The sequence below is a fragment of the Pseudomonas sp. Sample_20 genome (assembly GCF_004307585.1).
Lineage (GTDB): Bacteria > Pseudomonadota > Gammaproteobacteria > Pseudomonadales > Pseudomonadaceae > Aquipseudomonas > Aquipseudomonas atacamensis.
In genome coordinates, this window is record NZ_RCOA01000019.1 from 57,812 (window position 1) to 76,127 (window position 18,316).

General features: G+C 60.4%; 16 protein-coding genes. 9 read left to right on the top strand and 7 right to left on the bottom strand.

Translation table 11 applies throughout. The annotated features are described in order from the left end of the window. Nucleotide 1: 1 nt before the first annotated feature. The 3 genes from D8U70_RS03290 to D8U70_RS03300 all read left to right on the top strand — a co-directional run bounded on the left by D8U70_RS03290 (nucleotide 2) and on the right by D8U70_RS03300 (nucleotide 4,197). Nucleotides 2-568, top strand: coding sequence for an RNA polymerase sigma factor (locus tag D8U70_RS03290; RefSeq protein ID WP_016771621.1), 567 nt, complete (start codon nucleotides 2-4; stop codon nucleotides 566-568). Then, on the top strand, nucleotides 565-1,554 hold the full coding sequence (locus tag D8U70_RS03295; protein ID WP_130928286.1) for a FecR family protein: 990 nt from the start codon (nucleotides 565-567) through the stop codon (nucleotides 1,552-1,554). Before D8U70_RS03290 ends, D8U70_RS03295 begins: the two co-directional genes overlap by 4 nt. 213 nt (nucleotides 1,555-1,767) lie before the next feature. Next, on the top strand, nucleotides 1,768-4,197 hold the full coding sequence (locus tag D8U70_RS03300; protein WP_130928287.1) for a TonB-dependent receptor: 2,430 nt from the start codon (nucleotides 1,768-1,770) through the stop codon (nucleotides 4,195-4,197). Between the two features lie 199 nt (nucleotides 4,198-4,396). Here D8U70_RS03300 and D8U70_RS03305 read toward each other — a convergent pair whose 3' ends face one another. Continuing rightward, nucleotides 4,397-5,272, bottom strand: coding sequence for an AraC family transcriptional regulator (locus tag D8U70_RS03305; RefSeq protein ID WP_130928288.1), 876 nt, complete (start codon nucleotides 5,270-5,272; stop codon nucleotides 4,397-4,399). Between the two features lie 140 nt (nucleotides 5,273-5,412). Here D8U70_RS03305 and D8U70_RS03310 point away from each other — a divergent pair, with 140 nt between their 5' ends. Next, nucleotides 5,413-6,315: a DMT family transporter gene (locus D8U70_RS03310; RefSeq protein WP_073473699.1), complete on the top strand. Its 903-nt coding sequence runs from the start codon at nucleotides 5,413-5,415 to the stop codon at nucleotides 6,313-6,315. An 18-nt stretch (nucleotides 6,316-6,333) separates the two neighbouring features. On the opposite strand, the gene D8U70_RS03315 is transcribed toward D8U70_RS03310, so the two are convergent. Then, nucleotides 6,334-6,843, bottom strand: coding sequence for a DUF2165 domain-containing protein (locus tag D8U70_RS03315; protein WP_073473697.1), 510 nt, complete (start codon nucleotides 6,841-6,843; stop codon nucleotides 6,334-6,336). Nucleotides 6,844-6,983: 140 nt separating this feature from the next. Further along, the gene (locus D8U70_RS03320; protein ID WP_130928289.1) at nucleotides 6,984-7,958 is read right to left on the bottom strand and encodes a D-glycerate dehydrogenase; all 975 of its coding nucleotides are present in this window, start codon (nucleotides 7,956-7,958) and stop codon (nucleotides 6,984-6,986) included. A 718-nt stretch (nucleotides 7,959-8,676) separates the two neighbouring features. On the opposite strand from D8U70_RS03320, the gene D8U70_RS03325 reads away from it, so the two are divergent. Then, on the top strand, nucleotides 8,677-9,138 hold the full coding sequence (locus tag D8U70_RS03325; RefSeq protein ID WP_073473692.1) for a hypothetical protein: 462 nt from the start codon (nucleotides 8,677-8,679) through the stop codon (nucleotides 9,136-9,138). Nucleotides 9,139-9,234: 96 nt separating this feature from the next. On the opposite strand, the gene D8U70_RS03330 is transcribed toward D8U70_RS03325, so the two are convergent. Beyond that, entirely contained in the window at nucleotides 9,235-10,203 is a 969-nt protein-coding gene (locus tag D8U70_RS03330) for a LysR family transcriptional regulator (protein WP_024011667.1), read from the bottom strand. Between the two features lie 276 nt (nucleotides 10,204-10,479). On the opposite strand from D8U70_RS03330, the gene D8U70_RS03335 reads away from it, so the two are divergent. From D8U70_RS03335 to D8U70_RS03355, 4 genes are all read left to right on the top strand, one after another. Continuing rightward, complete coding sequence (locus D8U70_RS03335) at nucleotides 10,480-11,979, top strand: efflux transporter outer membrane subunit (RefSeq protein ID WP_130928290.1); 1,500 nt, start codon at nucleotides 10,480-10,482, stop codon at nucleotides 11,977-11,979. Nucleotides 11,980-12,118: 139 nt separating this feature from the next. After that, a complete protein-coding gene (locus D8U70_RS03345) occupies nucleotides 12,119-14,311 on the top strand; it encodes an FUSC family protein (protein WP_071174444.1) in 2,193 nt (730 codons plus the stop codon). Then, entirely contained in the window at nucleotides 14,301-14,501 is a 201-nt protein-coding gene (locus tag D8U70_RS03350; protein ID WP_016771611.1) for a DUF1656 domain-containing protein, read from the top strand. Before D8U70_RS03345 ends, D8U70_RS03350 begins: the two co-directional genes overlap by 11 nt. A 10-nt stretch (nucleotides 14,502-14,511) precedes the next feature. Beyond that, entirely contained in the window at nucleotides 14,512-15,378 is an 867-nt protein-coding gene (locus D8U70_RS03355) for an HlyD family secretion protein (RefSeq protein WP_073473686.1), read from the top strand. Between the two features lie 45 nt (nucleotides 15,379-15,423). Here the strand turns inward: D8U70_RS03355 and D8U70_RS03360 are convergent, their stop codons facing one another. The 3 genes from D8U70_RS03360 to D8U70_RS03370 all read right to left on the bottom strand — a co-directional run bounded on the left by D8U70_RS03360 (nucleotide 15,424) and on the right by D8U70_RS03370 (nucleotide 18,206). Beyond that, the gene (locus D8U70_RS03360) at nucleotides 15,424-16,719 is read right to left on the bottom strand and encodes a hypothetical protein (protein ID WP_130928291.1); all 1,296 of its coding nucleotides are present in this window, start codon (nucleotides 16,717-16,719) and stop codon (nucleotides 15,424-15,426) included. A 161-nt stretch (nucleotides 16,720-16,880) separates the two neighbouring features. Further along, nucleotides 16,881-17,705 carry an SDR family oxidoreductase gene (locus D8U70_RS03365; RefSeq protein WP_130928292.1) on the bottom strand — a complete coding sequence of 275 codons (825 nt, stop codon included), beginning with the start codon at nucleotides 17,703-17,705 and terminating at the stop codon, nucleotides 16,881-16,883. A 36-nt stretch (nucleotides 17,706-17,741) separates the two neighbouring features. Then, on the bottom strand, nucleotides 17,742-18,206 hold the full coding sequence (locus tag D8U70_RS03370) for a multidrug transporter (protein ID WP_071174448.1): 465 nt from the start codon (nucleotides 18,204-18,206) through the stop codon (nucleotides 17,742-17,744). Between the last annotated feature and the right edge of the window lie 110 nt (nucleotides 18,207-18,316).

Genomic DNA, 18,316 nt, shown 5'->3' on the forward strand with positions numbered 1-18,316 from the left:
AGTGCTGATCGGTCTGCCGCCGGAATCGCGTGACGATGAAGCGCGTGGCGCGCGTGCGCATTTTCTTCAGGTGTTTCTGTCCCAGCGTGCGCAAATGGAGGCGCTGGTGAATCGGCGCGTCGGTTGTCGGGCGACCGCGGCGGATCTGGTCCAGGATCTGTTTTTGCGCTTCTGGCGGCGGCCGCTGGTCCAGGTCGAAGAGCTCAGCACTTATCTGCTGCGCTGCGCCGGCAATATCGCCATCGATCATTTGCGCAGCGAAGGCACGCGCACGCGGGTCAACGAAGGCTGGCAGCCGGACGAACCCGACAGCCATGGCAGTGAGCCTCAGGCTGCGCTGGAAGCGGGCAACGATCTGCGCCATGTCGAGGCGGCATTGCGCGCCTTGCCCGAGCGTACCCGGCAGATCTTTCTGCTCAATCGCATTCACGGGCGCAAGTACGCCGAGATCGCCAAGGCCATGGGCCTGTCCCAAAGTGCCGTGGAAAAACATATGATGCGCGCCCTCGAGGCCTGCAAGGCCAGCCTGCGCGACCCCGCGCCACGCCTGCCAGGGAAAGCACCGTGAAGCCATCAAACCCGATCACGCCGACACCGGCCCAGGAACAGGCCGCGCTGGCCTGGCTGAGCCTGTTGCACGACCGCCCGAGCACTGGCGATCAGCTGACCTTCAGCCAATGGCTGCGCGCCGATCCGGCCCATGCCCAAGCGTATGCGCAGGCGCAGGTGATCTGGGAACTCAGCGAAAGCCCCGCGCGCACGCTGGCCGATGAAGATGCGCTCGCGCTGCAAGGTTATCTGCAGGCGATGGACGCCCCGCGTCGCTCGCCGATGTTGCGTTGGTCGGGCGCGCTGGCGCTGGCCGCGTGTCTGCTGTTGATGGTCAGCCTCGGCACGGGGTGGCAGGCGCAGCGCTGGTTCGACGATCTGCGCGCTGATCATGTCTCGGCACCAGGGGAAATTCGCACGGTGACACTGGCCGATCAGTCGCAAGTGACGCTGGATGCCGACAGCGCGATTGTTGTGGATTTCAGTCATGGCCAGCGCCGCGTGAAATTGATCAGAGGCGCTGCTTTCTTCAGCGTCACTCACACCGGCGATCCGTTTGTGGTGGCGGCGGAGCAGGGCGAAGCGCGGGTGCTCGGCACCCAGTTCGAAGTGCGCCGGCAACTCCACGGCGCGCAAGTGACGGTATTGTCCGGACGTGTCGCAGTGACGGCGGATGAGCATGGCCAACAACAGATTCTCACGGCCGGCCAGCAAGTTGCTTATGCCGACGGCACTGCGGAAAAACTGCATGCCGTGGACAGTGAAGCGCAACTGGCCTGGCGTCAGGGTTGGCTGACCTACTACAAGACCACGCTGGCCGATGTCGTCGAGGATCTGCGCCGCTATTACCCGGGGCGGATTGTGCTGCTCAACGATGAGCTGGCGGCGCGCAAGGTCAGCGGCAGCTTTCCGAGCAAGGACCCGCAGGCGGTGCTCAATTCGTTGCAGGGGGTGTTGGGGTTTGAGCAGCATCGGGTGTTGGGGCAGCTGATTATTCTGCGCTGAGGCTGCCGGCCTCTTCGCGAGCAGGCTCGCTCCCACAGGGAACGCATTCCAAAGGTGGGAGCGAGCCTGCTCGCGAAGGCGTCAGCCCAGGCAACAAATCCCCCCGCAAAATATTTTCAAATTAAAGGTGAGGTAACCCCGAGCCCCATCCGTGTAGTGACTGAAACTGCGAGCCATTCGCATCCGTTGCGGTTCTACACAGGTCATTGAGCAATGAAGTCCAGGGCAAAATCCGGTTCGGTCAAACAGTGGTTGGGCATGTCGGCGTTGAGTTTTTCCGCGTTGGCATTGCTGCCGATGAGTATCGCGCTGGCGACAGAAGCGGTGAGCAATCAGGCGCAACAGCAATTCAATTTTGCCCTCGCCGCCAAACCGTTGCCGCAGGCCCTGAGCGACTTCAGCCGTGTGACCGGGCAGAGCGTGGTCTACACCGACGAAGCGCCGTACGGCCTCAATGCTCCGGCAGTCAACGGCCAGATGAGCGCCGAACAGGCCCTGCAACGCCTGCTCGGCAACTCCGGCCTGAGCTTTCGCCGCACCGACAGTCACACGTTGGCGCTGGAGCCGATGCCGACCGCAGGCGCGCTCAATCTCGGCGCCACCACCATCACGTCCACGCGCGACGAATCGATGAGTTATCAGCCACCGGAAACCAGTTCGGTGATGCGCTCATCGGCGTCGCTGCAAGAAATTCCGCAGACGGTCAATGTCATCCCGGCGCAGGTCATTCGCGATCAGGCGCCGCGCAATCTCGACGACGCGCTGGCCAATGTCAGCGGCATCACGCAGGGCAACACCTTGGGCAGTACGCAGGATTCGGTGATGACTCGCGGCTTCGGCGACAACCGCAACGGCTCGATCATGCGCGACGGCATGCCGCTGGTGCAGGGCCGTGGCATGAACGCGACCGTGGATCGCGTCGAAGTGCTCAAGGGCCCGGCCTCGTTGCTCTACGGGATTCAGGATCCGGGTGGTGTGGTCAACCTGGTCAGCAAGAAGCCGGAACTGACCCAGTACAACGCCGTGACCGTGCGCGGGTCGACCTACGGTGACGGCAAGAATGGCAGCGGCGGCGCCTTCGACAGCACCGGGGCGCTGGGCGATTCCGGCTTCGCCTATCGCATGGTCGTCGATCATGAAGACGAAGATTACTGGCGCAACTTCGGCACCCATCGCGAGACGCTGATCGCACCGTCGCTGGCCTGGTACGGCGAGCGCACCAAGCTGCTGTTCGCCTACGAGCACCGCGAATTTCTCACCCCGTTCGACCGTGGCACCTTGATCGATCCGCGCACCAACCATCCGCTGGATATCTCGCGCAAACAGCGTCTCGACGAGCCGTTCAACGACATGGAAGGGCGCTCGGACCTCTACCACTTCGAAGCCGACCATGAACTCAACGACGACTGGAAAGCCCACTTCGGCTACAGCTGGAACCGTGAAACCTACGACGCCAGCCAGGTGCGCGTGACAGCGATCGACACCAACAAAGGCACACTGACGCGCAGCATGGACGGCACGCAAAACGCGATCAGCACCGATCGTTTCACCACCGCCAGCCTCGAAGGCAAAGTGAATGTGCTGGGCATGCAGCATGACTTGGTGTTCGGCGTTGATGATGAATACCGCAAGATCTACCGCGAGGATCTGATCCGGCAGAAAAGCCTGAGCACGTTCAGCTATCTCAACCCGGTCTATGGTCGCGAAGTGATGGGCACTACGGTGAGTGCGCCCGACAGTGCGCAGACCGATAAGCTGCGCAGCGATTCGCTGTTCCTGCAGGATTCGATTCACCTCAACGAGCAGTGGATTCTCGTCGCTGGCGGACGTTTTCAGGAGTACGACCAGTACGCTGGCAAAGGCGTGCCGTTCAAGGCCAACACCGACAGCAATGGGCAGAAGTGGGTACCGCGCGCAGGGCTGGTGTATCGCTACACCGACGCGCTGTCGTTCTACGGCAGCTACACCGAATCGTTCAAACCCAACTCGACCATCGCCCCGCTGAGCGGCAGCAGTACCGTGCTCGACGGTAGCATCGCGCCGGAGGAAGCCAAGTCGTGGGAGCTGGGTGCGCGGCTGGATATGCCCGGCAGCATCACCGGCAATATCGCGTTGTTCGACATCAAGAAACGCAACGTACTGGTGGCCAATTCCGAAGGCCCGACAACGATTTACAGTGCGGCAGGCGAGGTGCGTTCACGCGGGTTGGAAGTTGACCTGAGCGGGCAGCTCAGCGAGCACTGGAACCTGATCGGCAGCTATGCCTACACCGATGCCGAAGTCACCGAAGACCCGGAATACAAAGGCAAGCGCCTGCAAAACGTAGCTAAGAATTCCGGCTCGCTGTCGGCGGTGTATGACTTCGGCAATGTGTTTGGCGGCGATCAGTTGCGTGTCGGGGCGGGCGCGCGGTACGTCGGTGAGCGTGCCGGCAACGCGGTGAATGATTTCGATCTGCCGAGCTACACCGTGGCGGATGCGTTTGCCACTTACGACACGACGGTTGACGGGCAGAAGGTCAAGTTTCAGTTGAACGTGAAGAACCTGTTTGATCGCACCTATTACACCTCGTCGGCGAGCCGCTTCTTTGTGTCGATGGGGGATTCGCGGCAGGTTTCGCTTTCCAGCACTCTGGAGTTTTGAGGCAAGATCAAAAGCCCCTCACCCTAGCCCTCTCCCGGAGGGAGAGGGGACTGACCGTGGGATATTCGAGAGATACACCGACCTGAAAGTAATGCTTGGAATCCATAATCGATGCGATTTTTCAGGTCGATGTACACCGCAAGACACCTCGGTCGGCCCCCTCTCCCTCTGGGAGAGGGCTGGGGTGAGGGGAATGGGGTTACCGCAAAAACGCCTGCCGATACTCGCCCGGCGTCCCGCCCAAAACCTGCCTGAACCGATTAGTAAAATGGCTCGCACTGGCAAACCCGCACGCCAGCGCAATCTCGCCCAAGGGCAACGTCGTCCCGCGCAACAATTCCCGCGCCCGGCTCAAGCGCCGCGCCAGCACATATTGATGTGGCGGCAGGCCGAAGCTCAGGCGAAACATCCGCGCAAAGTGATATTCCGATAGTGCACACAGCCCGGCCAGTTGCCCGAGGCTGATGGCTTCGCTCAACTGATCGTCGATGAACTCCACCAGTTGTCGGCGCTGGTGCGGCGCCAGCCCGCCCTTGAGGCGCAGGCCCTGACGCGCACCGACCTGGCTGAGCAAGGTGTGGCTGATCAATTCATGGGCGAGGCTGCTGGTCAGCAAGCGCTCGGCCGGCTCTTGCCAGTTCAGATTCAGCAATTGCCGGAAGCGCTGCGCCTGCTGCGGATCTTCGAGAAAAGTCTGCTCGCGTAATTGCATCTCGCGCGGTTCGCGATCGAGCAACGTGACGCAACCGAGGGCGAATTGTTCGGCGCTGAAATACAGGTGCGCCAGACGGATATCGCCATTGATCACCCAGCCCGATTCATGATCGGCCGGCAGGATGCACAGCTTGTCCGGCCCGCCTTTGCGGCCCGGCTGGCCACGACGGAATGTGCCGGTGCCGCCGGCGACGTAGCACGACAGCGTGTGATGACTTGGCGCTTCGTATTCCTGGGCATCGTGGTGGTTGGTCCACAAGGCCGCAGACATGCCGTCACCGAGCTCGGCGCTGTGCACAAGGCGTGCATTCGGCGAGCGGTTGAGGGCTTGAAAGACTTGCAGGGTATCGATCGCGGCCATGTTCGGTTCTCTCCAACGCCTTGCATCCTACTCCGTAGACGCCGCCCTGCCAGCCTGCCGCCAGACAAAAGCGCAAGATTGTGCAAGCGTCGAAGGCTGCCCGAGGCAGACACTCAAGGCCTGTTTAAGGAGTGTTTGCCATGAACCTGTCGTTGTACCTGCTGACCGTGCTGATCTGGGGCACCACCTGGATTGCCTTGAAATGGCAATTGGGCGTGGTCGAAATCCCGGTGTCGATTGTCTATCGCTTCGGCCTCGCCGCGTTGGTGCTGTTTGCGTTGTTGCTGCTCAGTCGACGCCTGCAACCGATGAACCGCCGGGGCCACTTGATCTGTGTGGCGCAAGGGCTCTGTCTGTTCTGTGTGAACTTCATGTGCTTTCTGACGGCCAGCCAGTGGATACCCAGCGGTCTGGTGGCGGTGGTGTTTTCTACGGCAACGTTGTGGAACGCGCTGAATGCGCGGGTGTTTTTCGGCCAGCGCATTGCGCGCAATGTACTGATGGGCGGTGCGCTGGGGCTGTCGGGTCTGGGGCTGTTGTTCTGGCCAGAACTGGCCGGGCATCAGGCCAGTCCGCAAACCCTGCTCGGCCTTGGATTGGCGTTATGCGGCACCTTGTGTTTTTCCGCCGGCAATATGCTCTCGAGTCTGCAACAGAAAGCGGGATTGCGACCGCTGACCACCAACGCCTGGGGCATGGCTTACGGCGCGGCGATGCTGACGGTGTGGTGTCTGTTCAAAGGCATCCCCTTCACCATGGACTGGTCGCCGCGATATGTCGGTGCGCTGTTGTATCTGGTGATTCCCGGCTCGGTGATCGGCTTCACTGCGTACCTGACGCTGGTCGGGCGCATGGGCCCGGAGCGAGCGGCTTATTGCACGGTGCTGTTCCCGGTGGTGGCGTTGAACGTGTCGGCGTTTGCCGAAGGTTATCAATGGACCGCACCGGCGCTGGTCGGGCTGGTGTTGGTGATGCTGGGCAACGTGCTGGTGTTTCGTAAACCGAAAGTGCTGTTGTCTGCGGGTCAAGGGAAGTTGGCTTGATAAAGCGAGCGCTGATACTCAGCGCTCAACTTTCAAAGTGATGTAGATCATTACCGGGAAGATGAAGTCGACAATATGTCGCGCCCAGTCCTTGGCATTCCAGGATTGCGAAGTGTCCATGTCGAACCACTCGACGCCGACCGTTTGCAGGCATACGTAGTAGATGAAAATGGCGACCAATATGCCCATGATCGAAAACTTCTTGGCTTCATGGAATGCCGCTGGCGATGCATCGATGTAGCGATACAACTGGTAAGTACCGATCAGGCAAAGCACGGTATAGGTGACTTCCATAGTGATGATGAACCAGTAGATCCGGTGATGGATCATCGGCGAATCGATCGCCCGGTACATGATGTTTTCACTGGCGTTGGTGGTGTCCATGCTCAGGATATGTGCAACGTAAGTGTAGTTGGACTCGTAGTCGGTGAAGTTATGAATCATCACCAGCAAGCCAAAGAAACTTATATAAGCCATCAAGATGACTTTGCTGTAACGAATGAGTTTGTCGGTGGTCAGGGTGTTCACGGGATCAGCTCTCCATCGCAAATAATCAATGAGTTGATAATTTGCGAGAGCTTATATGGCGGTTACTGGGTCTGGCGTTCTTGTTCGGTTGCAAGTTATGTAAGGTGAGGGCCAGCGCAATGTTGCGCTGGCCTTTTTTTTCAGCCGCGCCAGACTTGCGGGTTGACCAGATCCTGCGGCCGTTCGCCGAGGAGGGCGCTGCGCAGGTTGGCCAGGGCGCGATTGGCCATGGCTTCGCGGGTCTCGGTGGTGGCCGAGCCGATGTGCGGCAGGGTCACGGCGTTCTTCAATTGGAACAGCGGCGATTCGGCCAGCGGTTCTTTTTCATAGACGTCCAGCCCGGCGCCACGGATGCGGTTGTTTTGCAGGGCTTCGATCAGTGCCGGTTCGTCGACCACCGGGCCGCGCGAGATGTTGACCAGGATCGCACCCGGCTTCATCAGCGCCAGCTCCCGATGGCTGATCAGGTGGCGGGTCTTGGCGCTGAGTGGCACCACCAGGCAGACGAAATCGGCTTCGGCCAGCAGCTCATCGAGGCTGCGGAACTGTGCGCCGAGTTCCTCTTCCAGTTCGGTCTTGCGGCTGTTGCCGCTGTAGATGATCGGCATGTTGAAGCCGAAGCGCCCGCGTCGGGCGACGGCGGCGCCAATGTTGCCCATGCCGACGATGCCGAGGGTCTTGCCGTGTACATCAGTGCCGAACAGCGGGGCGCCGACGCTGGCTTGCCATTGGCCGGCCTTGGTCCAGGCGTCGAGTTCGGCGACGCGGCGGGCGCTGCTCATGATCAGGGCGAAGGCGAGGTCGGCGGTGCTTTCGGTGAGCACGTCGGGGGTGTTGGTGAGCATGATCCCGCGTTCGTTGAAGTAGTCGAGTTCGTAGTTGTCGTAGCCGACCGAGACGCTCGAGACCACTTCGAGTCTGGTTGCGCTTTCCAGTTGTGCGCGGCCGAGTTTGCGGCCGACGCCGATGAGGCCGTGGGCGTGGGGCAGGGCTTCGTTGAACTGGGCGTTGATGTCACCGGTCTTGGGGTTGGGGACGATGACGTCGAATTCTTCTTGCAGGCGTTCGATCATGGGCGGGGTGATGCGGCTGAAGGCCAGGACTGTTTTTTTCATTGGGCTTGGGCTCGTCGGGGCTTGATTGCAAGCACGCTAACATTTTCTCGCTCGGGTTGTCTTGGCGGCCTCTGGGCCGACCATGCCTTGGTTTGTCTGGTGTGAATATCCGAAGGTTTCGGTGCGGCGGCTGGCGGTTTCGCCTGACGGCGACTTACTTTTTTACAAGCGCCTAAAAAAGTAAGCAAAAAACGCTAGCTCCTACGTTCGGCCCTCGCAGGCTCGGGTCCCTTCGCTCCGGGACTGATCCGGGCGCAGCGGCTCCGGTTTGCTTCGCTGCACCTCCTTCCGCTGTGTCTGGCTGCGCCAGACGGTCGCTGCGCTCCCACGCCCGGATCAATCCCTCCACTCAGCCTTCCGACGTCGCCGGTGGATCAAGATCAAAAGCACTCGAGCTTGCGCTCATTGTTGAGTGGGGCGGCTTCGCCGCGGGCAGCTGCGCTGCTTTGCTTTTCTGTGGAAGTGAGCCTGCTGGCGATAGCGGTTTATCTGACACCTCGAGTTTGAATGTGTCGAGTCCTGGGCGGGCTCCGGCCAATTGATACGCTACCAATTCCATCCTTCTGCACTTTGTCTAGAACCAGATCGTAAGTTTCTTATAGCAAAAAATTTTGTTTTACTGTCATTTCTGTCAGGTGCGATCAGAGTTCAATCATGCAATCTTGTGTCTGCACACTATTTTCCTGTGTGTACCGGATCCATAGAGAGGGAACTTGTCATGCAAAATAAAATTCGGCTCCATTCGAAATCAAAAAAATCAGTATCAGGTTCGGCCAACGTGCTGATTGACAGCCTTCCACCGTTCAATGGCACTGTTTTGAAATTCTTGACTGATGGCAAGGAAGTCCTAGTTAGTGCAAATCAACAATTTGACGAAAAACGGTCGGCGTCGTTGAGCATCAGTTTTCCAGAGTCAATTGACAACAAAGAACATGATTACGTTAAAGACGGCGGTATCGACATTATCTATGTACTGATTGAAAAGGATGACGATGGGGAGACATATACTCCTTACTCAGCTGTTTACGGAAGCGGAAAAGTCACAGTTGCATTCGATTTGGAACGAGGCACATTCCATGCGACGTTCAATTTAAAGGTACAGAACGATCCAACAGAGCCCCAGCTGGGAGCAAACGGTGCGTTCAGAGACGTTCAAGGTCTTGAGCACGTACAGAAGTAACACTCTGTCTTTATCGCCGATTAGTGCTATCGCAACGACGTTGCATTGGGAATTCCGCGTCATCGGAGCGCGGAACTCCCTCCGGGTCTTTGAAAGTCAGGTCGCAACGCGCGCGCCAGCCAGGCTCCCGCTCAACTCATACGCAACCAGTTCCGCCTGATGCGCCGCCAATATCTCCGGCAACGATCCGCGCAAATATTCCACCCAGGTTTTGATCTTCGCATCCAGGTACTGCCGCGACGGGTAGATCGCGTAGAGGTTGAGTTCCTGCGAGCGGTAGTTCGGCATCACGCGCACCAGGGTGCCGTTGCGCAGGCCTTCGATGGCGGCGTAGACCGGTAGCACGCCGACGCCCATGCCGCTGGTGATGGCGGTTTTCATGGCGTCGGCGGAGTTCACCAGGAACGGTGAGCTGTTGATGGTGACCGTTTCCTGGCCGTCCGGGCCGTCGAAGGCCCATTTTTCCAAGGGGATCACCGGGCTGACCAGGCGCAGGCAGGCGTGGTTGAGCAGGTCGCTGGGTTTCTGCGCGGCGCCGTTGGCTTTCACGTAGGCCGGCGAGGCGCAGACGATGCTGTAGGTGATGCCCAGGCGTTGCGAGACGAAGCCGGAATCGGGCAGTTCGCTGGCCAGCACGATGGACACGTCGTAGCCCTCGTCGAGCAGGTCCGGCACGCGGTTGGCCAGGGTCAGGTCGAAGGTCACGTCGGGGTGGGTCTTGCGGTAGCGGGCGATGGCGTCGATGACGAAGTGCTGACCGATGCCAGTCATGGTGTGCACTTTCAGCTGGCCGGCCGGGCGTGCATGGGCGTCGCTGGCTTCCGCTTCGGCTTCTTCGACGTAGGCGAGGATCTGTTCGCAGCGCAGCAGGTAGCGTTTGCCGGCCTCGGTCAGGGCGATGCGCCGGGTCGTGCGATTGAGCAGGCGGGTTTGCAGGTGGGCTTCCAGGTTGGAGACCGCGCGCGAGACGTTGGCGGTAGTGGTGTCCAGTTGCACGGCGGCGGCGGTGAAGCTGCCCGCTTCGGCAACACAACTGAAGGCGCGCATGTTTTGCAAAGTGTCCATGGGGTGCTCTCAAGGGAGATGGCAAATTGTGACACGAAGTTTCAGGGGCTGAGACCCCCGACCAAGGGATTATCTCGTTAACCGTAACAAAGATTCACAGAAATCCCAGCTTATCGCCGCAGAGGCAGCTCCATAGAATTGCGCCGATCCTGTGCAGGCGCTGCCGAAGGCCGCGGTCTTTTGATTTTGTTTTAAGGGAAGCAAGATCAAAAAATCGCAGCCTGCGGCAGCTCCTGCACGGTCCTCGATCTATCCCTCTCTCAGGAATTCGCAGCTGTGCCGCGTCGCATCAACAGAGCGCTTTTGCCGCTCAGTGTTCTGGCTTTCACCCTGGCTCTCGGCGGCTGCATCTCAACTCAAGGCATTGCCCCTCACGGCGAAACGCTTGCGGCCGATTCACTGGCCACCGACGCCGCCATTGCCGAGGCCGCCAAAGACGCCCACTGGCCCAGCGCCCAATGGTGGCAGGCGTTTGGTGACGCGCAACTTGATCGCTGGATCGACCTCGCCGTGCAAGGCAGCCCGAGCATGGCCATGGCCGCTGCGCGGGTGCGTCAGGCCAAGGCTATGGCCGGTGTTGCCGAAGCGGCCGAGGCGTTGCAGATCAATGGCGAGTCGACCCTCAAGCGCCACAACTGGCCGACCGATCAGTTCTACGGCCCCGGCGATCTGGCCAACACCACCACATGGGACAACAACGCCGCGCTCGGCTTCAGTTACGCCCTCGACCTCTGGGGCCGCGAGCGCAATGCCAGTGAACGCGCAGTGGATCTGGCCCATGTGAGCGTGGCCGAGGCGCGCCTGGCGCAACTGGAACTGCAGAACAACATCGTCCGCGCCTACATCGAGCTGTCGCTGCATTACGCCCAGCGCGACATCGTTGCCGCAATGCTCAAACAGCAACAGCAGATTCTCGATCTGGCGCAGAAGCGTTTGAGCGGTGGCATCGGCACGCACTTCGAAGTCAGCCAGGCCGAAACGCCGTTGCCGGAAACCCATCGCCAACTCGATGCGCTGGACGAGGAAATCGCCCTGAACCGCAACCAGATTGCTGCGCTGGCCGGTAAAGGCCCGGGCGCGGCGGCGCAACTGCAACGGCCGACGCTGTCCCTCGCGGCACCGTTGAAGTTGCCCTCGGCATTGCCCGCCGAACTGCTCGGCCAGCGTCCGGACGTGGTCGCCAGTCGCTGGCAAGTGGCGGCGCAGGCGCGCGACATCGATGTCGCCCACGGCGGTTTCTACCCCAACGTCGATCTGGTCGGCAGCCTCGGCTACATGGCCACGGGCGGCGGCGCGCTGGAGTTTCTGACCGGCAAGAAACTCAACTACAACGTCGGCCCGGCGATCTCGTTGCCGATCTTCGACGGCGGTCGACTGCGTGGCGAATTGGGCGAAGCGGCGGCCGGCTATGACATCGCTGTGGCGCACTACAACCAGACCCTGATCAACGCGCTGAAGAACATTTCCGATCAGTTGATCCGCCGCGAGTCGATGGACAAGCAGCAGGAATTCGCTGCCGAATCCGTGGCCGCAGCGCAGAAGACTTACGACATCGCGATGATCGCCTACCAACGTGGCCTCACCGATTACCTCAATGTGCTGAATGCGCAGACCTTGCTGTTCAAACAGCAGCAAGTGCAGCAGCAGGTCCAGGCGGCGCGCTTGAGTGCGCATGCCGAATTGGTGACGGCATTGGGTGGCGGCCTCGGTGCCGGTGATGACGTGCCGACAGCCGAGCAGACCCAAGCCCCGAAAACCCCGGCGCTGCTGCGGTGAACACAGCGTCCATTGTGGGAGCGAGCCTGCTCGCGAAGAGGGCGTATCAGTTAATGAACATGTTGCCTGACACGCTGCTTTCGCGAGCAGGCTCGCTCCCACAGGTTTCGAGTCCGCATTGCATGCCTGAGTATTTTCAATGACCTCCTTGCCCGCCCCCCTGCGCTGGCTCCACTCCCTGGAATGGCGTCGGGGTTTTTTCGACTGGGCACGCAGCGATGGCGTGACCTGGGTGTATATCTTCAAGGTGTTGCTCGCCGCGTTTCTCACCCTGTGGCTGGCGATGCGGCTGGAACTACCGCAACCGCGTACGGCGATGATCACGGTGTTCATCGTCATGCAGCCGCAGAGCGGTCAGGTGTTCGCCAAAAGTTTCTATCGCTTGCTCGGCACGCTGGCCGGGTCGGCGATGATGGTCACGCTGATCGCTTTGTTCGCGCAGAACACGGAGCTGTTTCTCGGCTCGCTGGCGATCTGGGTCGGCATCTGCTCGGCCGGTGCCGCGCGTTGCCGCAACTTTCGCGCCTATGGTTTTGTTCTCGCCGGTTACACCGCAGCGATGGTCGGTCTGCCGGCGCTGGCGCACCCGGACGGCGCCTTTATGGCGGCGGTGTGGCGGGTGCTGGAGATCTCGCTGGGGATTCTCTGTTCGACGCTGATCAGCGCGGCGATTCTGCCGCAGACCGCCAGTGCGGCGATGCGCAACGCCTTGTATCAGCGCTTCGGTGTGTTCGCCTTGTTCGTCACCGACGGCTTGCGCGGGCGCAGCAAAGCCGAGGCGTTCGAAGCCAGCAACGTGCGCTTCATTGCCGAAGCCGTCGGCCTGGAAGGGCTGCGCAGTGTGACCGTGTTCGAAGACCCGCACATGCGCCGGCGCAACGGTCGTCTGAGTCGTTTGAACAGCGAGTTCATGGGCATCACCACGCGCTTCAACGCCTTGCATCAGTTGCTTGAACGCCTGCGCGGCAATGGCGAAGAGCATGTCGTGGCGGCGATCAAACCGGGCTTGCAGGACCTCGCCGAAGTGCTCGACAGCTTCAGCGGTCGCGCCCTGACCAGCCCCGATGCGGCACGTTTGGCGACCGCGTTGGCCACCTATAAGGAAGGTCTGCCGGCACGTGTCCGAACCCTGCGCGGGATCTTTCAGGACACTGCTCCGAGCGAAGCCGAACAACTGGATTTCCACACCGCCTACGAATTGCTCTACCGCTTCGTCGATGACCTGCACAGCTATGCGCAGACCCATGCGTCCCTGGCCGAGCACCGCCACGAACGCGAGCGCTGGGACGAGCCGTTCACTCCGCAAACCAACTGGTGGGCCGCAGCCGCGTCGGGAATTCGTGCCTCGTTCATCCTGATTGTGTTGGGCAGTTATTGGGTCGCCACCGCGTGGCCGAGCGGGGCGACCATGACCCTGATCGCCGCCGCCACCGTCGGCCTTTCCGCCGCCACACCGAACCCCAAACGCATGGCCTTTCAAATGGCCTGCGGCACGTTTCTCGGCGCACTGATCGGCTTCGTCGAGATGTTTTTCATCTTCCCGCTGATCGACGGTTTCCCCTTGCTCTGTGTGATGCTCGCGCCGGTGATCGTGCTCGGTTCGTTCCTCGCTTCACGACCGCAATACGCCGGTGTCGGCCTCGGGTTGTTGATCTTTTTCAGCACCGGTTCAGTGCCGGACAATCTCACGATTTACAACCCCTACACCTTCATCAACGACTACATCGCCATGGTCATGGGCATGCTCGTGTGTGCGGCGGCGGGGGCGATCATTCTGCCGCCGAACAGTCGCTGGCTGTGGCAGCGCCTGGAGCAGGATCTGCGTGGCCAAGTGGTCTACGCGATCAGCGGCAAACTCAAGGGCCTGGCCTCGCGTTTCGAGAGCCGCACCCGCGATCTGCTGCATCAGGCCTATGGCCTCGCGGCAGGGCAACCGAAAGTGCAGAAGAGTCTGCTGCGCTGGATGTTCGTGGTGCTCGAAGTCGGCCACGCGATCATCGAATTGCGCAAGGAACAGGCGATCCTGCCGGTGCACCCGGCGTATGCCGAATCGCAGCCGTGGCGCCAGGCAATCCGCGTGATGGGGCGCGCGTTGGTGCGCCTGTTTCTACAGCCGAACGCGAGCAATCTCGAACGCGCACTGGTGGCGGTCGATCACGCGATCAGCCGCGTCGCCGCCACCGATGAGCCGTTCGCGCCGCACTTCGATACCTCGGCGTTGCGCCGGGTGAAAAGCTACCTGCATTTCATCCGCACCTCGTTGCTCGACCCGCAATCACCCCTCGCCCAATTCGCTTCTGCCAGGCCCGAAGGACTCGCCCATGCCTCGTGAAATCGCCTTCCACGGCGTGTACATGCCGACCATGACCCTGATGTTTTTCATTGCTGCGGGACTGGCCTGGGCAGTTGACCGCTTCCTCTCGGGGTTCGACCTGTACCGTTTTTTCTGGCACCCGGCGCTGCTGCGTCTGAGCCTGTTTACCTGTCTGTTCGGCGCCATGGCGCTGACTGTCTACCGTTGAGAACATCTTGATGAAAAAGTTTTTCAGCCTGCTCGCGACCCTGCTGGTACTGGCCCTGGCGCTGTGGATCGGCCGCACGCTGTGGGAACACTACATGAACACGCCGTGGACCCGCGATGGTCGCGTGCGTGCCGACATCATCAACGTCGCCGCCGACGTCACCGGCGAAGTGGTCGAAGTGCCGGTGCGTGACAACCAGTTGGTGAAGAAGGGCGATCTGCTGATGCGCATCGACCCCGAGCACTACCGCATCGCGGTCAAGCAGGCGCAGTCACTGGTGGCTTCGCGCAAGTCGACCTGGGAAATGCGCAAGGTCAACGCGCACCGCCGCGCCGACCTCGACAATCTGGTGATCTCCAAAGAGAACCGCGACGACGCCAGCAACATCGCCGACGCTGCGCTGGCCGATTACCAACACGCCCAGGCGCAATTGGAAGCCGCCGAACTCAACCTCAAACGCACCGAAGTGCGTGCGGCGGTGGACGGCTACGTGACCAACCTCAATGTGCATCGCGGCGACTACGCGCGCATTGGCGAGGCGAAGATGGCCGTGGTCGACATGAATTCATTTTGGGTTTACGGCTTTTTCGAAGAAACCAAACTGCCGCACGTCAAAGTGGGTGACCAAGCCGACATGCAATTGATGAGCGGCGAAGTGCTCAAGGGCCATGTCGAAAGCATTTCGCGCGGGATTTACGACCGCGACAACCCTGAAAGCCGCGAGCTGATTGCAGATGTGAATCCGACGTTCAACTGGGTGCGGTTGGCTCAGCGGGTGCCGGTAAGGATTCACATTGATGAGGTGCCGGCGGGGGTGTTGCTGGCGGCGGGAATTACTTGCACGGTAGTGGTGAAGCAGGACCTGGCAGACAATTGATTGACCGGGTCGCCCTTGAACCGGGCGACGCGGTGATCCTGCCACCTACTGAGCAATGTTGTAGCGATACAGACAACCCAGAGGATTTTCTGGATTGATGTTGAGGGCAACAATCAATTTGCCAGGGTCCTGCTGATAATGAAGCCTGGAGAGAGAGTCGGTGGTCTCCTCGCGGGGGATGACGCCACCCGCGTCTGAAAAATCGGAGTTGTAGCCACCGCTGCGTGCTTTCACACAGGCAATATAATTGCCCTTCTCGTCTCCACCAGAAACTACGATGTTATCAGCGAAAGGAACATGGTCCGCCCAGTTGACTCGCCTGTCGCTGCCGAGATCTGCTGGAAGCGGCATGATATTCGGACTGCCGAAAACGTCGAAATCGGGCTTACCTTCTTCATCGAAGGCGATCAACATGCCGTATCGCTCACTCAAGGCGTTGCCCATGTTGGTGTAGCCGGATGCCGTGAACCTATTGGGGGCTCGCTGTCTCACAGTATTGAGTTCGGCACCCCTGGAGTTGTACCGGACTACCAGAATCCCGGGTCTTTCCGGGTGACCGAAATTCTCATGGGGCGCGCCACTGTCTGAATTCAACATCACGACGAGACCGTCCGTGTTCACGTCGGGCTCGTATTTTTCGTAGCCTGCAAATAACAACAGTCCATTGTCGAGCACGCAACCGTCGCTGAGTGAGGTCGATGCATGCCGTAGCCCGTGCTTTATTTCGACTCGGCCATCTGTGCCGAATGCCTTAACGGGTGCTCCCTGCGCATCGAACTTGTAAAGGTGCGCCCTGAGCACGGCAGGCGTGTGGTAATCAACGCCGACAATAACGCTGCCGTCGGGTAGCGCGAACACGAATGCCGGGCCTTTTTTCGTAAGCCGTTGTGTGTTTGGGGGATCGATGATGACTTGGCCATTGTCGCCAAAGCTGCTCACTCGATTGCCTTTGCTGTCGAGGCAGAGAATCGCGGGGCTAACCTCGCTCGACTTCCCATTGGTTGTGCTGCCCGCCATGAACAGCCGCCCATCGGCACCTTCTGCAATAGGCCCGCCAGCGGCCTGCTCATTGGCCAGGAACGAACCCATGACACGCCCTTCGACCCCAAACGCCAGGTCTACGGCACCCAAGTGGTTCAGCTTGGAAATGAAGAAGGAGCTATTGTCGAAGGTACTGGTAACCAGCAACGATTTATCGCGCAGCAGCGTCGATCCGGTGAGGGGCCGGGACTTCCCCGGGTCGTCCTGAAATATATCGTCAAGTTGAAGTTTGCCCTGGCCGCTTCCCCATGTAGCGTCGATTGTTGCCCTGATGTTCGTGGCCTTCTTAGCGGTTGTCATATACGTCCCTGCGCGGTTGTCGTGAGGTCGGATTACTCGCCGGGCTTTAACACCGCCACAACACCGTTCACCTGGCTTGAACTCACGATAGGCCTTCCTTTAGAGGGCGCCTACTGTCAACTCTGACAGGTCGGGATACCGCTCGTCGCAACAACTGGGTATCAGAGCTTTGCGCGCAATCCGAAGCGCTTCATCAACGTCGATTCCAGCAAACCCTTCGGCAACAACGCCGCCAACAACGGCAACGCCCGACTGCCGTTGCCGATGCGAACCAGCCGTGACGGCTTGCTCTGCCGCACCGCTTTCAACAGCTCGGCAGCAAACTCACTGGCCGGGGTGGGTTTGTCCTGCGATGCCTTGGCCCGTGCCCGAATGCCTTCACGCAATGGAAACCACGGCGATTGCTCGTTGATCAATTGCTCGGCTTCATGTCCGGCATTCTTCGCAAAGCTCGATTCGATGGCGCCGGGCTGGACTTCCATCACACGGATGCCAAACGGTGCCAGTTCCATGCGCAAGGCATCGCTCAATGCATGCACCGCCGCTTTCGAAGCGCAGTAGGCGCCGGCAAATGGCGTGACCAGCACACCTGACACGCTGCCGATATTCACCACCAGCCCCTTGGCCCGACGCAGCAGCGGAAACAACGCGCGGGTGACGCCGACAATCGAAAACACGTTGGTCTCGAACTGGCGCTGCATCGCCTGCACGCCGCCGTCGAGCAGCGGCCCCATCGCGCCGTAACCGGCGTTGTTGATCAGTACATCAAGGCCGCCATGTTGCTGGTTCAGACGCTCGGCGAGTTGTTCCAGCGCGGCGCCATCGTTGACGTCCAGCTGAATCGCGGTGAAACCGGCGGCGCTGAGCGCAGCGACGTCTTCAGTCTTGCGCGCACTGGCCCAGACTTCGTAGCCGGCGGCTTTGAACGCGTCGGCGAGGGCGCGGCCGATGCCGCTGGAACAACCGGTAATCAACGCAACGGGCATGGCGCATTCCTTGTGCAAAAAAGTCGGGGGAGGGGATCAGTCGGCAAAACTACCCTGCAAATGCTCGGCGCGAAACTCCAGGGTTTGCGGGCGATAGCCGGGACGCAGCGGCGGCAGTGGCAAGCAATCTTCCCAGGTCGCGCCGGCCTGCAGTTCGCCGGGGCCGCGATAGCGCGGGGCGGTGTATTGATTGTCGGCCAGATTGACCGTATCGCCCGGCGCGTACGCGGCGATGCGCCAACGCAGTTCGGTCAGCGGCACATCGTTACCGTTGTTCATTTTCAATTGCAGTGGACGGTCGGCCGGACATTGTTCGGGAGCATAGGCAATGCGCAGTTCCAGGCGCGCCAGTTGTTTGATCTCGCGGTTGTCCAGCCACACCACCCACATGGCTACGAAGCCGAGGCCGATGGCAGCGGCCACCGACACCGGCAAGGCCTTGGCCGGATAGCGCAGCAGCAGGATCAGCCAGGTGATGACCAGCAGGATGCCGATGAACATGCGGGAACGCTCCGTGAGTGAGTGAGCTTCATCCTACCGAAGGTGTCGCACAATGGATATTCGGAGCGGCAACAAGCCTGCCGTTGGTCGGGACTGTAATTTCTGACAGT

Coding starts and splice junctions, on each gene's coding strand:
- D8U70_RS03300 (WP_130928287.1), top strand. CDS start 1,768: ATGAAGTCCAGGGCAAAATCCGGTTCGGTCAAACAGTGGTTGGGCATG.
- D8U70_RS03305 (WP_130928288.1), bottom strand. CDS start 5,272: ATGGCCGCGATCGATACCCTGCAAGTCTTTCAAGCCCTCAACCGCTCG.
- D8U70_RS03310 (WP_073473699.1), top strand. CDS start 5,413: ATGAACCTGTCGTTGTACCTGCTGACCGTGCTGATCTGGGGCACCACC.
- D8U70_RS03320 (WP_130928289.1), bottom strand. CDS start 7,958: ATGAAAAAAACAGTCCTGGCCTTCAGCCGCATCACCCCGCCCATGATC.
- D8U70_RS03325 (WP_073473692.1), top strand. CDS start 8,677: ATGCAAAATAAAATTCGGCTCCATTCGAAATCAAAAAAATCAGTATCA.
- D8U70_RS03330 (WP_024011667.1), bottom strand. CDS start 10,203: ATGGACACTTTGCAAAACATGCGCGCCTTCAGTTGTGTTGCCGAAGCG.
- D8U70_RS03345 (WP_071174444.1), top strand. CDS start 12,119: ATGACCTCCTTGCCCGCCCCCCTGCGCTGGCTCCACTCCCTGGAATGG.
- D8U70_RS03350 (WP_016771611.1), top strand. CDS start 14,301: ATGCCTCGTGAAATCGCCTTCCACGGCGTGTACATGCCGACCATGACC.
- D8U70_RS03355 (WP_073473686.1), top strand. CDS start 14,512: ATGAAAAAGTTTTTCAGCCTGCTCGCGACCCTGCTGGTACTGGCCCTG.
- D8U70_RS03360 (WP_130928291.1), bottom strand. CDS start 16,719: ATGACAACCGCTAAGAAGGCCACGAACATCAGGGCAACAATCGACGCT.
- D8U70_RS03365 (WP_130928292.1), bottom strand. CDS start 17,705: ATGCCCGTTGCGTTGATTACCGGTTGTTCCAGCGGCATCGGCCGCGCC.
- D8U70_RS03370 (WP_071174448.1), bottom strand. CDS start 18,206: ATGTTCATCGGCATCCTGCTGGTCATCACCTGGCTGATCCTGCTGCTG.